Consider the following 16,531-nt stretch of genomic DNA (forward strand, 5'->3'; position numbering starts at 1 on the left):
CATGCGTCTCTCGCTCACCACCACCGGTCTGCTGGACCCGCGCCAGTTGGCGGCGTGGAGTGCCGAGCGGCGTCGTGCCATCCACACCGCTGTCGCCAAGGGCATGCAATCGGGCGGACGTGAAGTGCGTGATGCGGCGCGATCCGAGATGCGCAGTGCCTTCACCGTCAAGCGCAACAGTTTCATCTCCTCGATGGGCGTGAAGGTGTTCGACAAGAAGTCCGAACTGCTGCCCGCCTTGCTGGTGGGCAGCAAGATTCCATGGCTCGGTCTGCATGAAAAAGGCGGCACGGTGAGCGGCAATTTGCTGATACCGCTGCTGCCCGGGCGCATCGGCCCCAAGCGTTTCAAGGCGGTCATTGACGGCCTGATGCGCTCGGGCAATGCCTTCTTCATCGAGAGGAACGGTCGCGTGCTGCTGATGGCCGAGAACATCAAAGAGAACGCATCGCAACTCAACCGCTTCAAGCGTGCCGAGCGTGGTCGTACCGGGGCCAAGCAGATCAAGCGTGGCCAGGAGATTCCCATCGCCGTGCTGGTCAAGCGCGTCGATCTCAAACGACGACTGAATCTGGCGGGTGGCGTGCAACGCGCACTACCTGCCTTGGCGCGGGCGATTCAACAAGAACTGGACAAAGTCTGATGGCAAGCAATCGTGCCCAAATCCTGATCAGTGCCGTCGACCAGACCAAGACCGCCTTCGACTCGATCAAGCGGGGCCTGGGTGGCCTGACCGACACCGCCAAGAGCGTCAACGGCGTGCTGGCCAACCTCGGGGTGGCTGTCTCCGTGGCCGGTCTGACCGCGATGGTGAAATCGGCCATCGACACTGGCGACGCGCTGGACGAGATGTCGCAACGTGTCGGTGTCAGCGTCGAGACCCTGTCGGTATGGAAACCGGCAGCCGAGCAGTCCGGTGTGTCCGGCGAATCGTTCGAGAAGGGGCTGCGCAAGCTGTCCACCACGATGCTGGAAGCCGCGACTGGGTCGGAAGATGCCGCGCGCGGATTCTCCGCCGTGGGTGTCGAGTTCAAGAACCAGGACGGCACCCTGCGGGCCACCGATCAGGTGCTGCTCGATCTGGCCGAGCGCTTCAAGGCCATGCCCGATGGCGCGGAGAAAACCGCCCTGGCCGTGCAACTGTTCGGCAAGTCGGGAGCCGAGCTGATCCCGTTCCTGAATCAGGGGCGCGACGGCATCAATGAGCTCGCCGCCGAGATGCAGGCGATCGGCGTGCAGATGAGTAGTGAGACTGCGGCGCAGGCGGGCAACTTCAACGATGCGCTCGACAAGCTGAAACTGGCCACCACCAGCATCGGCAACCAGATCATCGCGTCCTTGCTGCCCGCCCTGAACGATATGGCCGGTGGCATGGTCGAGTCGGCCAAGCAAGGCGGCACGCTGCGCGTGATCCTCGATGGCGTGGTACTGGTGCTCAAAACCTTGGCACTGGGTGCCGCCACCGTCGGCAAGGCCTTCGTGGCCTTGGGCGAAGCCATTGGCGCGGGTGTCGCCGCCGCTGTGGAAGCGCTCAAGGGCAACACCGATGGGGCCAAGGCCATCATTGCAGACCTCAAAGGCAATCTGGTCAAACGGCTGGATGAACTGGCGTCCTTCCGTGACAGCCTGTTCGACCCCAAGCCCATCGAGGTCAAGGCACCCAAGATCCAGGCCGATCCGGAACTGCTTCAACGCCTGACCAAGCCCAAAGCCGTCACGCCAGCGCAGGACACGACCGGCGCGCAAACCACGCTGATGAAAGCGCAGCTGGACGCCGAGTTCGCCCTGCTCAAGGACGGTCTGACCCGGCAACAAACTGCGCTGGACGCTGCACTCGAAGACCGTCTGGTCTCGGTGCGCGACTACTACACGCAGAAAACGGCCATCGAGCAGCGCGAGATCGATGCCGAGATTGCCCGCAAGCAGCAGGAGCTGGCCCGTAGTCAGCAAGTCGTCACCACGGGCAAATCGGAAAACGACCGACTGAAAGCCAAGGCCGAGGTCGCCAAGGCGGAAGCCGACCTGATCACGCTCAACAGCCGGCGCACGGACATCGAGCAGGCCAACGCCCGCAAGGCAGCGCAAGCCGAGCGTGAGCTGGCCGATGCCTTGGCGCAGGCGCGTGAGGAACTGACCCAGATCACCGGCACAGCAACGGATGCCGACCGGCAAGCCGCCATCGAGCGCAGTTACCGGGATCTGCGGGCACGTCTCGCTGCAGAAAGTGATGCCGACGGCGTGTCGCTCGTTGACCGACTGATCAACGTGAAGGCGGCGCAAGCGAACCTCTCCGCACTGGAAGCCCAATGGCGGCAGGTCACCGAGCGTCTGCGCAATGCGCAGGATGCGATCCAGACCCAGCAACAGGCTGGATTGCTGACCGAAGCACAGGCGCGTCAGCAGATCGTGGCCCTGCAACAGCAATCGGCCACCGAGATGGAGCGCTTGTTGCCGACCATGCAGCAAGCCGCACAGGCCATCGGGCCGGATGCGGTGATTCGGGTACAAGCGTGGCGCAACGAGCTGGATCGCACCAAGCTCACGGTCGATGAAATGGCACCGCTGTGGAATCGCATCGGCGAGAGCTTCGGCGGTGCGCTCAACGGGATGATCACCGGCGCGCAGACCTGGCGCAGTGCCTTGGCGAGCATCTTCCAGCAGGTGGCCGATGCCTTCCTGCAGCAAATCGTGATCCAGCCGTTCCAGCAGTGGATCGCCATGCAGGCGCGGATGCTGGCGCTCAAACTCGGCTTCATCCAGCAGGAGCAGACCGTCGATGCGGCGGCCAGCGCCGCCAAGGTCGCGCAAAAGACCACCGAAACCACCGCCGTGGTGTCGATGGATGCGGCCAAAGCGGGAGCCGGGGCGGCGGCATCGCAGGCTTCCATTCCCTACGTTGGCCCGGCACTCGCGGTGGCCGCGATGGTAGCCATGGTTGCCGCTGTGATGGCGCTCTTGGGTGGAATCAAGAAGTTCGCGGGTGGCGGTCTGGTCTCCGGGCCGGGCAGCGCCACCTCGGATTCGATCCCGGCGCGTCTGTCCGCAGGCGAGTACGTAGTGCGGGCGGCCGCCGTGCGCCAAGTCGGCGTGGCCTTCCTCGACTCGCTCAACGGCTTGTCGGCAGGCCCTCGCTTCAAGGGCGGTGAATTGGCCTTCGCAGCGGGCGGGCTAGTACCGGAGGTGAAAGTGCCGCCCACGCAGCCGCAGATGAATCAGGCCGTGCGCATCGTCAACGCGGTCGATCCGGGTGTGACCCACGACCACCTGCAGTCGCCTGCTGGAGAGAAAGTCATCGTCAACATCATCGGGCGCAATGCACGGGCCATCCGTGCGGCGCTGCAAGGGTAAATCCAATGGCACTTCTGTTCATCGACGGTTTCGATCACTACGACCCGCAGGCCGTGGACAGCTTTGGCGATCCGTGGCTCGCACGTGGCAAGGCGGCGTATCTGTCACCGCAGGCCACCCGGATCAATGGCCGTCGTCCGTCCTCCTATGCCCTGCGTTTGCCGGAAGGTTCGGGTGGCGGCTACGTCAAGAACCTCGACGCCGCCAAGACCAGCCTGATCGTCGGGGCAGCCATTCGCGTGGTGCCGTACCAGAACACCTACACCGAGCCACTGCTGCTGGGCGTGCGCGATGCCAACTCGCAGGTCGCGCATCTCGTGAAAATCGGCGAGGACGGTCGGCTCAAGCTCTACCGCTGGCAATACGGCTATGACCAGTTAATCTCTGTCTCAGTCGCCAGCGCTCCGGCGCGCGGCTGGCACTACATCGAGTTGCAGGTCACGCAGGGCACCAGCAACGGTGTCTTGTCGGTGCGCATCAACGGCATCCTGGCCATCCAGATGACGGCGCAGAACACCATTCAGGGTGGCGGCCAACTACTCACGGCATTCGTGGGGGCGGTACCCGGCCAGAGTTGCCCGCTCACCATTGACGTCGACGACTTCTACATCGCCGACACCAGCGGCACCATCAACAATACCTTCTTGGGCGACGTGCGCGTCGATGCTCTGCAGGCGCAGGCCGATGGCAGCTTGAACCAGTGGACGGCCAGTCCGGTCGGTACCGCCGCATGGGTAGCCGTGAGCGACGAGGACGAAGCTACGGCGATCAATGCGCCGAACGTGGGGTTGCGCCAGTCCTTCGATGTCGAGCCGCTGCCGGTGATGGCCACGCCCGCCATCTACGGCGTCCAGCTCACGATGCTGGCCCGCAAGACCGACGCCGGTCTGGGCAAGGTCAAAGGCCTCGTGGTCAGTGGTGCGCAAAGCGCCGTCAGCACCGACATCATTCTGCAGGAGCAACTGGCCTGGCAGAGCACGCTGTTCGAGCGCAACCCGAACGGCAACGTGCAGTGGACGGAGGCCGCCTTCAATGCCGCTGAGTTCGGCGTGGAGTCGGCATGACGGATCGCGTCGTTGTTCAAGACATCGCTGAGGTTTCCTGCAAGCCGACGCCGGGAAGCGAACTGCCCGCCTTCCTGAGTGAAGTGCTCTCGCGCGCCACTTTTGGGGCGAGCGCAGCCAGCTTCACGCCGGAAACGGCTGTCGCTCCGCTGCCTCCCAATCTGGCGGCGAGCCTGCTGACGGAATCCTTGGCGGGCCCCTGGCCACCCATCGATGCACCGATCTTTCTGGTCGAAGTGTTGCGCCGTGATACGGCCTCAAGCGCCATCGTCGCCACCGGTATGGATGCTTTTGGCGACCAGCCTTGGCCGGATGCGCAACGCGGCGTGTTTGCCTTCCGCCATGATTGGATGGAGCCCCTCGTGGAACGGCTGGAGTGGCAGACCAGCGTCACGCGGCTGGCCAGTGGCAACGAATCCCGTCAGGCACGCCGACGTGTTCCTCGGCGCTGGCTCACCTACAAGGTGGGCAACGCCCGGCAGACCGATGCCCTGGTGGCCGACTGGCTGGCCGATCATCTCGGTCAAATGGCGCTGTGGCCGCTGCCGCAGTACGCGGTTCACCTGACCGAGTCCTGCGAACGTGGCGCACTGGCGCTCAGCGTGACGGACGCTGACGGGCGACAGTTCGGGCCACTCTCGGCCAATGTGCATCTGACCTACGACGGGGTGCAGGGCTGGCAGGAAACGGAGAACAATGGCCGCTGGGTGCTGATCATCGCCGCCGATGGCTGGCAGATCGGCCAACTCAGCGATGTCGAAAGCGATCTGCTGTGGCTGACGGAGCCCTTGGCACGCGCCGCAGCCGTGGGCAGCACCATCATGCCCTTGGTGTGGGGCAAGGCCATCGATCCGGCGGATCTCACGCAGTGGGTACCCGGCATGGTCGGCGGCAACATTCCCATACAGATCCAGCCTGCGCCACTGCCCGACCAGGATGTTCTCGATGACCCATGGCTCGACGAGATCCCGGTCTGGCCAGATGGCAACTGGCGTGATGATCCGACGGCCGCCGCGCAGGCCACGATCACCCGCCAAGACTTCTCGCCTGCAGATCCGTGGGTGCGCCGGGACGATCCGTGGGCGACGACGACTTTGCAGCGGCGCTATCTGGCCAGCTCACTCGATGAAATCGAAATCTGGCGGGCGCGGTTGTGGCGCACGCAAGGCCGTCTGGAAGCCTTCTGGCTGCCCGATGGCTTGGCTCCGATCCTGTGGGTGACCGTCGAAGCTGATCCCGAAGATGGCTTCCTGCGCGTGGATGGCAAAGACATCTCCGCGCGAATCTCGGATTTTTGGCATCGCCCCGCCGCCTGCTTGATCGTGCATCCAGACGGCTATCGGCAGTACGCCCTGACGGCGACCTGCCATCTGGATCAAGGCAGTGTGCTGGTGCTGCGCTCAGGCCACGACGACTGGGTGCCCGCAGGCAGCCGCGTCATTCGCCTCGTGCGCTGCCGCCTCGACCACGACGCAGTCGATCTGTACTGGCACAGCCCGACGCTGCTGGAGATCACCTTGACCGCGCGCCAGTTGCCCGAACCGCGCGGCAATGACCGTCAAACCTACGAGGGAGAGTAAGCACGATGAGCCAGAACCCATTGCTGGAAGTCGAGCTATACGCCTTCGCCAGCAACAGCGCGCAGTTCTATCTAACACCGCACGAATTCGATGTTGATCTGGATAGCAACCTCTACAAGAGCCTGGCCTTGGAACGCAACGAGCTGGCGCTGGGTGCTGAAGCTGCGAAGGCTGGCTTGGATCTGAAACTGCCGCCGAATTGTGATTTGGTGCGCCACCTGCTCGCTAACTCGCTGACCGGCGACACCACCTCGATCACCCTGCGCATCGGACGGCGTGACACTTGGGGCGACTACTGGTGGATCTCAGGTACGCGCTGGATGGGCCGGGTGCTGGGCGTCGAAGTCGCTGACGATGTGGCTCGCGTTCGCTGCGAGTCCGCGCAAGTCAGTCTCAAGCGCATCGGGTTGCGGCGGCTCTACAGCCGCAAATGTTCCCACGGTCTGTATTCGGCAGCCTGCGGCGCATCACCGATTGCTGCCAGCGCCTTCGTGAGCAACAGCAATGGCCGCAACGTCGATCTCGATGGCGGTACGCCCGGCAGCGTCAGTGGTGGCTTGGCCGGTGGCTGGTTGCAAACCCCGGAAGGTGCACGCCACATGATCGTCAATGACTACGGTGGCGGCGTGGAGTTGCTCTATCCCGTGGCCATTGAAGTCGGCACCGAGGTGCTGCTGACGGTCGGCTGCGACCACAGCACGGCAACGTGCGAGTCGCGCTTCGGCAACCTCGACAACTACGGCGGCTTTCCCGCCATCCCGAGCAAAAACCCGTTCTCGACGGGCGTGTTCTGAATCCCTGGAGAAATCGGCATGTGGTACCTCGTCGTCATCGTAGTGGCGGCGCTGGTTTCGGTCGCGCTCGCCCCGAAACCGCCCGAACCCAAACCGGCGTCCCTGTCTGACGTCGATGCCCCCACCGCAGAAGAAGGCCGACCGATTCCTGTCGTGTTCGGCAGCGTGCTGCTGCGCGGCTCCAACGTCGTCTGGTACGGCGATCTGGAAGCCGACCCTATCAAGAAGAAAGGTGGCAAGAAATGACCACGCAGACTGTCATCACCATCGATCACGTACGCGCCGTCGGCCTGTGCGTGAACGGCACGCGCACATGGTTTGCACGTCACGATCTGGATTTTCGCGCCTTCCTGCGTGAAGGCTGTGACGCCGACACCTTGCTGGCCACCGGCGATGCAATGGCACAACGGGTGGTCGAGCATGCCCGCAATCAATCCTGCCAGCGGGAGCAAGGCTGATGGGTGGCAGCAGCAAGAAGCAAACCGTCGGTTATCGCTACCGGATGGGGCTGCATCTGGCCTTGTGCCAGGGGCCCGTCGATGCCGTGCAGGAAATCCAGATGGGCGACCGTACCGCGTGGGGTGATGCCGACCGTGCGCCGCTGTCCAGCGGGCATGGGCTGAGCAGCCTCTCGATCAACAAGCCCACGCTGTTTGGCGGCGACGAGCGCGAAGGCGGCGTGGTCGGCACCATCGATGTGCTTTCTGGTCATGCCGGACAAGGGCGCAACGACTATCTGATGAGCCGCCTCGGCAGTTCCATTCCGGCATTTCGGGGCGTGCTGTCCTTGGTGGCACGCAAGATCCTGTTCGCGGCCAACAACCCCTACATCAAGCCATGGGCGGTACGGGTGCGTCGCTTCACGGCGGGTTGGTTCGATGCGCCGTGGATGGAGTGGAATGCCGAAGTCCGCACCTGGGATGAGGACGAAGGCCAGGAAATCAGCGTCGGCATGAACCCGGCGCACATCCTGGTGCAGTGCCTCACCGATCCGCACTGGGGCATGGGCTATCCGCAGAGCACCATCGGCTGGAGTTTCTGGAACGCGGCATGGGCTTTGTCGAGTGAGGGCTTCGGCCTCAATCTGATCTGGACACGGCAGCAGCCCATCGAGAGCTTCATCGGCCAGGTCATCGACCACATTGGCGGCATCCTCTACACCGACCCGGAGCAAGGCACGTTTGAGCTCAAGCTGCTGCGCGACGACTATTGGATCGACAGCCTGCCGCAGTTGGGGCCTGACGAAATTGTGCGGCTGGAACGCTTCGAACGCGCCCAGTGGGGCGAGCTGCCCAACGAATTAACGGTGGTCTACACCGACTGGCAGACCGGCGGTGATGCTGCCGTCACGGTCGAGAACCTGGCCGCCATCCAGTTGCAAGGCGGCGTGATCAATCAACGCCGCGACTACCCAGGCGTCAACTACGGGCCACTGGCCGCGCGGCTGGCCTTGCGTGACCTGCGCGCCTTGGGTTCGCCCCTGGCCCGGATGAGTCTGACGGTGGCACGCGACACGCTGGAGCGTGCGCCGCTGCCGGGCGATGTATTCCTGCTGAACTGGCCGCGCTTGGGTGTGGATCAGATGGTGGTGCGCGTCACCGGCATCGACACCGGCACCTTGGGAGCGGCCGAGTGGCGCATCGAAGCCATGGAAGATGTGTTCGGGATGAGCAACACCGTGCTGTCGCCACCGCCACCGCACGTCGAAGAGCCAACCATCGAACCTTTGCCGCCCGCCTTGGTGCTGGCCGTCGAGGTGCCGTATTGGGAACTGGCCCGGCGCATGTCGCGCGCAGATCTGGCCTACCTGACCGACACGGACACCTACCTCGGGGCGCTGGCTGCTGCCGGTGGCACCGGGCAGTTGAATTGGCAACTGGCTACCGGCGCTTTAGGCGGCGACCTCACTGCCGTGGTGGGCGAAGACTACGCACCACTGCTGACGCTTGATGCAGCCTTGCCTGCCAGCGAGGTTGATGCCGTTGGTGTGCCGGTGACGGCCATCAGCCAGCCGGAGAGAATGGCCAAGGGCGACTACGCCTATCTGGTGGATGCCAGTGGGGCGATTGCAGAGGCCGTTGCCGTCCTGGCCTTCGATGCTGCCAACGCGACCATCGATCTCGCACGCGGCGTGCTCGACACCACACCCCAAGCACATGCCTCGGGGACTCGGTTGATCGGTGTCGGCGAATGGCTTGCATCCGAAGGTGCGGAGCGGGCCCCGGGCGAATCGGTGTTCGTGGGCGCAATTCCACGCACGTCGACCGATCAGGGCGATCCTGTGTTGGCTGCCAATGGGCAGCCGATGGTGCTGGCCGGTCGGCAGGCTTTGCCGTATCCACCCGGTCGTATCCGCCTCAATGGCCAGACCGAGCTTGCCGTGGTGGCCGGTGATCTCACCGTCGCGTGGGCGCATCGCGACCGCACGCAGCAGACCGCCTATCTCGTGCAGCAAGACGAGGGCGATATCGGGCCGGAACTGGGCGTGACCTACACGCTACGCATCCGCAATCGCAATGGCGTGCTGGCGCACACCGAAACGGGACTGCTCGGCACAACCTTTATCTGGACGGCAGCAGTGGCCGCGCTGGATGCCGGTGCGCTGGGCGACCACATCACGGTGGAGATCAGTGCAGAGCGCGATGGTTTGAGCAGCTGGCAGCCGCAGGTGCGAGTCATGGATCGCGCGGGCTACGGCCTGCGCTGGGGACAGTATTGGGGAGGTGTGTGATGGAGCCGCGCATCGATGTTCATCTGCTCACCCTGAACGAGCCTGCCGAATGGCGTGAGGCATGCATCGCCAGCCTCGAGGACGCACCGATCCAGTTGCAGGTTTTGCCCGGCATTCCGGGCCGTATCGGTGAGGCACGCGCGGCAGGCTACGCACAAGGCACGCTGCCACTGGTGTCCTTCATCGATCCCGACGATCTGTACGAAGCGAGCGCCTTCACACAACTGGCCAATGCACTGGATGCCTGCCCACAAGCCGTGATGGCCTACACCGACGAAGCACTGACCGACGAAAACGGTCAGGACATCGCGGTACGGCGTCTGGCCTACAGCCGTTGGCAACACGCCAACAGCGCCAGCCACGTGCACGGCCTGATCGTGATGCGTCGATCCGTCGTCGAAGCCGTGCTCAAGGAAACCACTGACCTCAACAACTTCGCCGACTGGTTGCTGACCCTGCTCGTAGCCAAGCGCGGCGGCGTGTTGTACCTGCCCATCGTTGGGCGTCATTGGCGACAACACCCGCAGCAAAGCCACCGAACCGGCGATCCGGAAGCAGTCCGGCGCATTCGCCAAGCATCGAACCTCTGGAGATAGACCATGTCATCGACCGACCCGAACCTTGGGCTCAACTACGGCTGGACGCTCGGCGAGAGCGGCTGGGACACCGGCATGGACGCCAACCTCAAGCGCCTCGGCACAGTGGTTAGCCTGTCCGTGAAAGACCGCGACCTGACCACGCCACCGGCCAGCCCCGCCAACGGCGACCGCTACCTCATTCCTGCCGCTGCCACGGGCGTGTGGGCAGGCAAAACCAACCAGATCGCGGTGCGCATTGCCGATGCCTGGGAGTACCACTCGCCCAAGATCGGCTGGCTTTGCTACATCGAGGACGAGGCCAAGCTCTCAGCCTACAAGTCCACCGGCTGGAGCGCTGGGATCGCCATCTGATTTCCCTTCTTCGTACCCACCAGAAACCCGCCCAGATGTTCACGCACTGGGCGGGTTTCGCATTTCTGGAGAACGCCAATGACCGAACTCGAACAACAACAGCCTGCGCACGTGGAAAACATGCTGCTCCTGCGCCGCGAGGACTTCGACGAACTACTGGCCCACGCCGCTGAGCGTGGAGCCGAACGGGTTCTGGCCCACCTCGGGCTGGAAAACGGCCACGCCGCCCGTGACATCCGCGAACTACGCGACCTGCTGGAAGCCTGGCGTGACGCCCGGCGCACTGCGTGGCAGACCACGGTCAAGGTCATCACCACCGGCATCCTGGCCGCACTGCTGGTCGGTGCCGCCATCAAGTTGAAACTGATGGGAGGCCCGCAATGATCGAGACACTACTTGGTGGCCTCCTTGGCGGGGCCTTTCGTCTCGCCCCTGAATTCCTCAAGTGGCTCGACCGCAAGGGCGAGCGTGGCCACGAACTGGCGATGCAGGACAAAGCGTTGGAGTTCGAGAAGCTGCGTGGCGCGCAGCGAATGTCGGAAATCGGCGCAGGTGCCGACGCGGCATGGAACGTCGGGGCCATCGAAACCCTGCGCGAAGCCGTTCGCACACAGGGAGAGAAGACCGGCGTGCGCTGGGCCGATGCCTTGTCAACCAGCGTGCGACCGGTCATCACCTACTGGTTCATGGCGCTGTACTGCGCTGCCAAGACGGCAACAGTCGCAGCCGCCGTGACGGGTGGCGCAGGCTGGGGGGTGGCCATCCTGTATGCCTGGACGGAGGCAGATCAAGCCCTATGGGCCGGAGTGCTGAACTTCTGGTTCCTCGGACGCGTGTTCGACCGGGTGCGGTCATGACGGTGCCGCAGGCCGCTGTCGAACTGGCCAAACGCTTCGAGGGTTTCGAGCGCAAGGTCAAGCGTGGCGTCGAGATCACCGCCGTTCCCTACATCTGTCCCGCAGGCTTCTGGACGATTGGTTACGGCCATCTCTGTGATCCCAAGCACCCGCCGATCACCGAGGCCGAAGCCGAGGTCTATCTGGCCCGCGATCTGCAATCGGCGCTCACCGCCACGCTGCGCTACTGCCCGGTGATGGCCACCGAGTCCGAAGGGCGGCTCGCCGCCATCGTGGATTTCACGTTCAACCTCGGTGCGGGTCGGCTGCAAACCTCAACGCTTCGGCGGCGGATAAACCAGCGGGACTGGGCAGCAGCTGGGCAGGAACTGGGGCGGTGGGTTTATGGCGGCGGGAAGGTTCTGCCTGGTTTAGTTGCTCGGCGGCAAGCAGAAATATTCTTACTGGTATCTTGAAAAAATGGCAGTCACAATGGCACGTTCGCCTTCAGAAGCTCGATTAGGCGCAGGCCATTTGATTTCAGCGCAATCGATGCATCATCTTTCGATACACGCCATGCCTCGGCGAGCTTAACTGCCACGGTATTTGCTTCCCACGGCATCACATGTGTACCACGCACCCTCGCAAACGGCCCATCGCTCTCTGAGATCACGCGATCACGCGGCATCAGTGCTGCCAGCTTTCGTCCATTGGCAGACTCCATCATTGCAGGCCCAACGCTGAACCAACAACCGGATTCGGCTGCGCGCCGAAGCAACGAAGGCGAATCGGTAAACCAATGAAGAACCGCTGTGCCGAAGCCGGGGTTCGCATCAAGAATATCTAGAACCTTTTCAGCAGCCGCCCGCGAATGGATGCTGAGAACTCGCCCACCAAGTCGAGCGCAGTTTTCTACAACGGATTTAAATATGTGCGTTTGAAGTTCAAAGTGCGGGCTATACCGTGCGGAGCCATCTAGGCCAATTTCACCGACCCCTGTGCAAGCCTCCATTTGCAACAGCAGCATCTCCAATTCGCCATGCTTTTTATCTGCGACTTCTGGGTGGAGACCAGGGGAAATGAAAAACTTCTGCGTGGGAGCCAGAACTCTTGAGGTTGCTGCGTATGCCCTTGGACTCGTTGTCACCAACCACACAAACTCGGTTCGCTGCAGAGCTTCAATATAGACTTGCTTCGCGTCTGGATAGAGGTCCAGGTGGCAGTGAAAATCCATCACAGCACACCATCTCTTCGAAGCAATGCAGCCAGCTCAGCCAAGCCCTGCTCGGCAACGCGACGGTAGTGTGGACGGTCAGCATCAGACGCAAAAGCCAGCGTGGCCCCCAGGAAGGAATCAATCCCTCGCTGCTCAGCAGCAAGTACAGCGCAAGCCACTGCCATCGGGTCGTCCGCGCTTGTCTTTCCTGCACCGGACAGTGCCGAGAATTTGTACCTTGTTGTGTCAGAAAGGCCCCACCGATGGATAGCTGCCTTACGCACCATACACGGCACGCATCGACCGCAGTGCGTTCGGTTGTATGTGCGAAATCGGCCACAGCTCGTTGTATCGCAGGCATAACTCGTTAGCAGAGATTGATCTGCACATTGCACCAACATCTCTCCCTTCGTCTTGAACCGATAAGGCATAGACAATTGGGCATCAACGCCAATGGCATCAAGCAGTTTCTGAAGAAGCGCCATGAACTGCGGATGGGTTGTTCTTGTGCTGAGGCTTGCCATCCGCCCCGGAAGCAACGGAGGATTAATACTAATGAATCCGTTTTCCGGCACCAAAACATCGGGCCGGTTGACCGTCAGCAGCGAAGTAGCCAGCACGGCCAGGCCATAAAACGCCATGGAGCGTGCTCTGGTCGACGTCTCCTTTTTACCGCTGAAAACGACTTTGTGACTCCACTGCTGGTGCCAATCACCCCCACCTAATGCATTGGCATAGGCTATCTGTCGAGCGGAGTCCTCAAAAGCAAGCTGCGACACAAAAATTGGTCTGCGGCCCTGCGCTGTTGCATCTATTCCGCCTATCAGGCTATCGAGCCCTCCTGAAAGCAAAGACACACAGTCTCGGTCGCAAAGCCGACGATTGCCTCTTGGTGGTGTAGGGCCACCTGGCAGAAAGCGAATCGTCCAAAAGTCACCTGAGAGCACCCGAAGCATTTCCTCGACAGTGGCTCTGTTTGCATCCCATGGACGAGGGTCATTGACCGTGATATCGAGCTCAATCTGACGCGTCCAGCCATCGGCAGTGCCTTTGCGAAGAACTACTACATCGGCCGCATAAACAGCAAAACAAAAAAGCATGAAATCCCATACCGGGATCGACGGAGCATAACCAACGCTTTCCAACTCACGTCGCCAACCACAGGCGATGCGTCCGATATCAGCGCGGGGTGACGCTTCCAAGAAGGTGAATGCCCGAGTACCCGCAGGCAATCTATCGGGCAGAGCATTAATGCTTGAGCAAAGGATCTTCATGATTCTGAAAACACCGTAAGCGCGTCTTGTAGCGCCGAGGACGCAATCTCTCGCATGGAGCGCTGCACACTGCCGGAGCGCACCTTTTCCATCGACCGATTAACAACAACCATGATGTAGTCGAGCGCTTGTGCCAGACGCTCTTGGATAACTCTGGGTGCGTACTTTAGTTTTTCAAAAACTCGGCCCAGCTCAAGCTGAACACGGTTGTAAACATCGAACGCCACCGTGTACGCCATTACATTGGCAATTTGGTCGTCTGCAAGATTAAAGATGTCTGCATTAGGGTCCACCTCGTAGAGATGAGCAATGGCCTGACTCATCGCGTGCTTGGCTGACTCCTCGTCAATACTTCCCCCGGTTGGTACCAACTTCTGCACAACTTCAAGGGCGGCGTCCTGCGCTGATAGGCCGCGTTGTTTTATCGAAGCAACCCACGCATTGATACCCGGGTCTGTCCCATCACGGGCCGTCGCCAGAAAGCCCCCCAATGAGGAGGCAGCTACGGCACTCGTGCGCATGCGGTTCGCAGCTTTCGGTGGACCACCCATGCCCTTTTTAACGAAACTCGACATGCCCCGTTTCAGGTCCGAGCTACTGCCTGAGCGTACGAACCCCGTCAGAGCTCTTCGTGCTTCCTGATAACGGCCCGGCGGCGCAACAGTCAGCCCGGTTTCAGCAGGGGGGTGTGGGCTCCCCTCCTGATCCTGCGTGGCTGCCTCGTCAGGGTCAGCAGCCGGTGCAGTGCTGGGTGATATGGGTTTATCCGCATGGCCAGAATCAATGCTGCCTTCAGCATCGTCTAGCCATGGCGGATCAAAAGAAGCCCCCGAACCGGCTCCGGCACTTGAGGTCGAAGTGCCCATTTATTTCTTCCTCGCATTTTCAATCGCACGTTTGACCGGCTGTGGCAACTGATCGTCCTTCTCCCATTTCGACAGAACGTCTTTCATCCAATCGAAGTCCATTAGTGCCGATACCAATCCTGGAGCAAGCTGAGTTATGGGGGCCTGGCTCACAAGCGCCGCTGCACGAACCCCAGCACTTGGATGAACGCGAGAAACCTCCACCAGCATCAATACTTCTTCAGCCTTCTGCCAAGTACGGCTAGACCGCCGGAGTTCCCATGCACGAGCCATGGCGAGACCAGACTGGAATTCGCCAGCATCCCGAATCTGCTGTTTTAACGTTTCATTTGAATTCCGAGCCGCAACCAGCGCATCGCGCAATGCTTTTCCTGCTGTGTTCAGATCATCAGCACCAAAATCCCTTACGGTACTGTCTCGACTGAGATGCAAAATGGGCCGCATGTCCATGTCGCCAAGTAGCGGCTCAAGCTGTAGCCACTCACGCACAAACGATTTATCTCCAAAGGGTGACGGAAGTGTGCTTTCCGGATCTTTCGATGCAACCTCCGCGTCATGCAGAATGCTGACTCTTCCTTCGCTTTCGGCCGAGACTTTTTCAGCCAATGCATTTGCTGTGTTTTCGTCACACCGCTCGAGCAAATGCCACTTGGCCAGCACTTGAACGTCCACATCAATATTTTGCGGCTTAGCCAATGCCTTGCGCAGAAACACAGTATTGAGAAATCGCTTGATCAACCGTGGGTTGGCTTGAACGGTGCTCGCACTAAAAAGCAATGGTGCAAGCCTCTCGGCCAAACCCATCAGACCGAGCAATTCGGTATCACCCTTCGGCACCAAGGTTTCAAGAAATGCGAGATCGACTGCTTTACCGGTCCATGTTTCCCGCAGCCGAGCTTCCACACTAGCTTTAGCCTTCTCGAAATTCATGGCATCCAGCTGGCCGCTGCGATGCGCTCGCTCCAAAAACAACAGCGCCGTGTATGCCTTGGTCTCGTTGGAACCAAGCCTAGGCACGCGCAGAGGAACTTGAATCAACTTGTCGAAGTAGTTGGTTGCGACATCATCATCCAAGCCGGTACCCGCAAAATGCACTCGGACCGCACCACGAATGAAAACATCATCCGCCGCAATGACGAATGCACTTCGGCGCAGAAACAGCAACAACCGGATTGCCTCGAGCGTTGAGATGGCTGTCTTAGGCAGGCATCTATCGAGGTCATCAACAAAAACCACCAAAGTAATATCCAGCTCAATGAGCAGATCTTCCAACGCCTCCCGGAAGGACTGGATTTCTTTTGGGAGCGAAACGGGCTTGGCTTCGTTTAAGAGGCCTTTGGTGGCTTCCGATGCATCTTTGGCGACTGCAATGCCGTCTTTCACCGATTCGCTTTTCAATGCATCTGCACTGGCCTCTACAAGTTTTCCAATCAGACCGACCGGAACCCCCGTAATCAGGGTGGCGGCAACCTCGCCACCAAGTTGTGCCAGCCGCAGAAAGTTTATCCGTTTGACGAGAGATTTTGCCTTTTCCAAAAGTCCAGCGTTCTGGGCCGCTGCCTCAAGTACTGCATCTCCAACCGTCTGTAGCAGCGCCGTGCGAGCATCTTCAAAGCCCTGGTAAAGCCACGGATTGAAAGTTACTACCACGTACTTTGAATTTTCCGCCCCTTCAACTTTTTCACGGGTAGCCTGCTCGGGCGACAACTCGGACGCGACCATCCGTACGAGCGATGATTTCCCTGCGCCCCAACCTCCCGAGATACCGATCGAGATTGGTTCACCTCCAGTGTCTCGAATGAGCTCTGCGCAGGCCTTTGCTACAAGGCGGAAGTTGACGTAGTCAACAGTTGTCTCGTTGTCATGCCACAT

At 61.1% G+C, this 16,531-nt stretch carries 17 protein-coding genes; 13 read left to right on the forward strand and 4 right to left on the reverse strand.

Annotated elements, in window-relative coordinates:
* Position 1 precedes the first annotated feature (1 nt).
* The 13 genes from VFW72_RS15025 (at position 2) to VFW72_RS15085 (ending at position 11,779) form a co-directional block, all read left to right on the forward strand.
* Positions 2 to 643 (forward strand): DUF6441 family protein, encoded by a 642-nt coding sequence (locus tag VFW72_RS15025; RefSeq protein WP_329675100.1) that lies wholly within the window; start codon positions 2 to 4, stop codon positions 641 to 643.
* Entirely contained in the window at positions 643 to 3,348 is a 2,706-nt protein-coding gene (locus tag VFW72_RS15030; RefSeq protein WP_329675101.1) for a phage tail protein, read from the forward strand. The genes VFW72_RS15025 and VFW72_RS15030 overlap by 1 nt, the downstream gene beginning before the upstream one ends.
* 5 nt (positions 3,349 to 3,353) lie before the next feature.
* Positions 3,354 to 4,412 (forward strand): hypothetical protein, encoded by a 1,059-nt coding sequence (locus VFW72_RS15035; protein WP_329675102.1) that lies wholly within the window; start codon positions 3,354 to 3,356, stop codon positions 4,410 to 4,412.
* Positions 4,409 to 5,992, forward strand: coding sequence for a hypothetical protein (locus VFW72_RS15040; RefSeq protein WP_329675103.1), 1,584 nt, complete (start codon positions 4,409 to 4,411; stop codon positions 5,990 to 5,992). Before VFW72_RS15035 ends, VFW72_RS15040 begins: the two co-directional genes overlap by 4 nt.
* 5 nt (positions 5,993 to 5,997) lie before the next feature.
* Positions 5,998 to 6,786, forward strand: a complete 789-nt coding sequence (locus VFW72_RS15045) for a DUF2163 domain-containing protein (protein WP_329675104.1) — start codon at positions 5,998 to 6,000, stop codon at positions 6,784 to 6,786.
* A gap of 18 nt (positions 6,787 to 6,804) precedes the next feature.
* A complete protein-coding gene (locus VFW72_RS15050; RefSeq protein WP_153166740.1) occupies positions 6,805 to 7,032 on the forward strand; it encodes a hypothetical protein in 228 nt (75 codons plus the stop codon).
* Positions 7,029 to 7,244: a hypothetical protein gene (locus VFW72_RS15055; RefSeq protein WP_041296629.1), complete on the forward strand. Its 216-nt coding sequence runs from the start codon at positions 7,029 to 7,031 to the stop codon at positions 7,242 to 7,244. Before VFW72_RS15050 ends, VFW72_RS15055 begins: the two co-directional genes overlap by 4 nt.
* Positions 7,244 to 9,517, forward strand: a complete 2,274-nt coding sequence (locus VFW72_RS15060) for a phage tail protein (RefSeq protein ID WP_329675105.1) — start codon at positions 7,244 to 7,246, stop codon at positions 9,515 to 9,517. The genes VFW72_RS15055 and VFW72_RS15060 overlap by 1 nt, the downstream gene beginning before the upstream one ends.
* Positions 9,517 to 10,113 (forward strand): hypothetical protein, encoded by a 597-nt coding sequence (locus VFW72_RS15065; protein WP_329675106.1) that lies wholly within the window; start codon positions 9,517 to 9,519, stop codon positions 10,111 to 10,113. The genes VFW72_RS15060 and VFW72_RS15065 overlap by 1 nt, the downstream gene beginning before the upstream one ends.
* A 3-nt stretch (positions 10,114 to 10,116) precedes the next feature.
* Complete coding sequence (locus VFW72_RS15070; RefSeq protein WP_329675107.1) at positions 10,117 to 10,467, forward strand: DUF2793 domain-containing protein; 351 nt, start codon at positions 10,117 to 10,119, stop codon at positions 10,465 to 10,467.
* A 78-nt stretch (positions 10,468 to 10,545) separates the two neighbouring features.
* Positions 10,546 to 10,851 (forward strand): DUF6127 family protein, encoded by a 306-nt coding sequence (locus VFW72_RS15075; protein WP_329675108.1) that lies wholly within the window; start codon positions 10,546 to 10,548, stop codon positions 10,849 to 10,851.
* Positions 10,848 to 11,324 carry a hypothetical protein gene (locus VFW72_RS15080; RefSeq protein WP_329675109.1) on the forward strand — a complete coding sequence of 159 codons (477 nt, stop codon included), beginning with the start codon at positions 10,848 to 10,850 and terminating at the stop codon, positions 11,322 to 11,324. Before VFW72_RS15075 ends, VFW72_RS15080 begins: the two co-directional genes overlap by 4 nt.
* The gene (locus VFW72_RS15085; RefSeq protein WP_329675110.1) at positions 11,321 to 11,779 is read left to right on the forward strand and encodes a lysozyme; all 459 of its coding nucleotides are present in this window, start codon (positions 11,321 to 11,323) and stop codon (positions 11,777 to 11,779) included. The genes VFW72_RS15080 and VFW72_RS15085 overlap by 4 nt, the downstream gene beginning before the upstream one ends.
* An 11-nt stretch (positions 11,780 to 11,790) precedes the next feature.
* Here the strand turns inward: VFW72_RS15085 and qatD are convergent, their stop codons facing one another.
* The 4 genes from qatD to VFW72_RS15105 form a co-directional block, all read right to left on the reverse strand.
* Positions 11,791 to 12,537: a Qat anti-phage system TatD family nuclease QatD gene (qatD, locus tag VFW72_RS15090; protein ID WP_329675111.1), complete on the reverse strand. Its 747-nt coding sequence runs from the start codon at positions 12,535 to 12,537 to the stop codon at positions 11,791 to 11,793.
* Positions 12,537 to 13,793, reverse strand: a complete 1,257-nt coding sequence (gene qatC / locus VFW72_RS15095; RefSeq protein ID WP_329675112.1) for a Qat anti-phage system QueC-like protein QatC — start codon at positions 13,791 to 13,793, stop codon at positions 12,537 to 12,539. Before qatC ends, qatD begins: the two co-directional genes overlap by 1 nt.
* On the reverse strand, positions 13,790 to 14,368 hold the full coding sequence (gene qatB / locus VFW72_RS15100) for a Qat anti-phage system associated protein QatB (protein WP_329675113.1): 579 nt from the start codon (positions 14,366 to 14,368) through the stop codon (positions 13,790 to 13,792). Before qatB ends, qatC begins: the two co-directional genes overlap by 4 nt.
* A gap of 291 nt (positions 14,369 to 14,659) precedes the next feature.
* On the reverse strand, positions 14,660 to 16,531 hold the full coding sequence (locus VFW72_RS15105) for a KAP family P-loop NTPase fold protein (protein WP_329675114.1): 1,872 nt from the start codon (positions 16,529 to 16,531) through the stop codon (positions 14,660 to 14,662).

The sequence above is a fragment of the Aquabacterium sp. genome (assembly GCF_036273115.1).
Classification (GTDB): domain Bacteria; phylum Pseudomonadota; class Gammaproteobacteria; order Burkholderiales; family Burkholderiaceae_C; genus Aquabacterium.

Excerpts from the sequence above, each read along its gene's own strand:
- qatB (WP_329675113.1), bottom strand. The coding sequence starts at position 14,368 with ATGTCGAGTTTCGTTAAAAAGGGCATGGGTGGTCCACCGAAAGCTGCG.
- VFW72_RS15070 (WP_329675107.1), top strand. The coding sequence starts at position 10,117 with ATGTCATCGACCGACCCGAACCTTGGGCTCAACTACGGCTGGACGCTC.
- VFW72_RS15030 (WP_329675101.1), top strand. The coding sequence starts at position 643 with ATGGCAAGCAATCGTGCCCAAATCCTGATCAGTGCCGTCGACCAGACC.
- VFW72_RS15060 (WP_329675105.1), top strand. The coding sequence starts at position 7,244 with ATGGGTGGCAGCAGCAAGAAGCAAACCGTCGGTTATCGCTACCGGATG.
- VFW72_RS15075 (WP_329675108.1), top strand. The coding sequence starts at position 10,546 with ATGACCGAACTCGAACAACAACAGCCTGCGCACGTGGAAAACATGCTG.
- VFW72_RS15050 (WP_153166740.1), top strand. The coding sequence starts at position 6,805 with ATGTGGTACCTCGTCGTCATCGTAGTGGCGGCGCTGGTTTCGGTCGCG.
- VFW72_RS15035 (WP_329675102.1), top strand. The coding sequence starts at position 3,354 with ATGGCACTTCTGTTCATCGACGGTTTCGATCACTACGACCCGCAGGCC.
- VFW72_RS15105 (WP_329675114.1), bottom strand. The coding sequence starts at position 16,531 with ATGTGGCATGACAACGAGACAACTGTTGACTACGTCAACTTCCGCCTT.
- VFW72_RS15045 (WP_329675104.1), top strand. The coding sequence starts at position 5,998 with ATGAGCCAGAACCCATTGCTGGAAGTCGAGCTATACGCCTTCGCCAGC.
- VFW72_RS15080 (WP_329675109.1), top strand. The coding sequence starts at position 10,848 with ATGATCGAGACACTACTTGGTGGCCTCCTTGGCGGGGCCTTTCGTCTC.
- qatD (WP_329675111.1), bottom strand. The coding sequence starts at position 12,537 with ATGGATTTTCACTGCCACCTGGACCTCTATCCAGACGCGAAGCAAGTC.
- VFW72_RS15085 (WP_329675110.1), top strand. The coding sequence starts at position 11,321 with ATGACGGTGCCGCAGGCCGCTGTCGAACTGGCCAAACGCTTCGAGGGT.
- VFW72_RS15055 (WP_041296629.1), top strand. The coding sequence starts at position 7,029 with ATGACCACGCAGACTGTCATCACCATCGATCACGTACGCGCCGTCGGC.
- qatC (WP_329675112.1), bottom strand. The coding sequence starts at position 13,793 with ATGAAGATCCTTTGCTCAAGCATTAATGCTCTGCCCGATAGATTGCCT.
- VFW72_RS15025 (WP_329675100.1), top strand. The coding sequence starts at position 2 with ATGCGTCTCTCGCTCACCACCACCGGTCTGCTGGACCCGCGCCAGTTG.
- VFW72_RS15040 (WP_329675103.1), top strand. The coding sequence starts at position 4,409 with ATGACGGATCGCGTCGTTGTTCAAGACATCGCTGAGGTTTCCTGCAAG.
- VFW72_RS15065 (WP_329675106.1), top strand. The coding sequence starts at position 9,517 with ATGGAGCCGCGCATCGATGTTCATCTGCTCACCCTGAACGAGCCTGCC.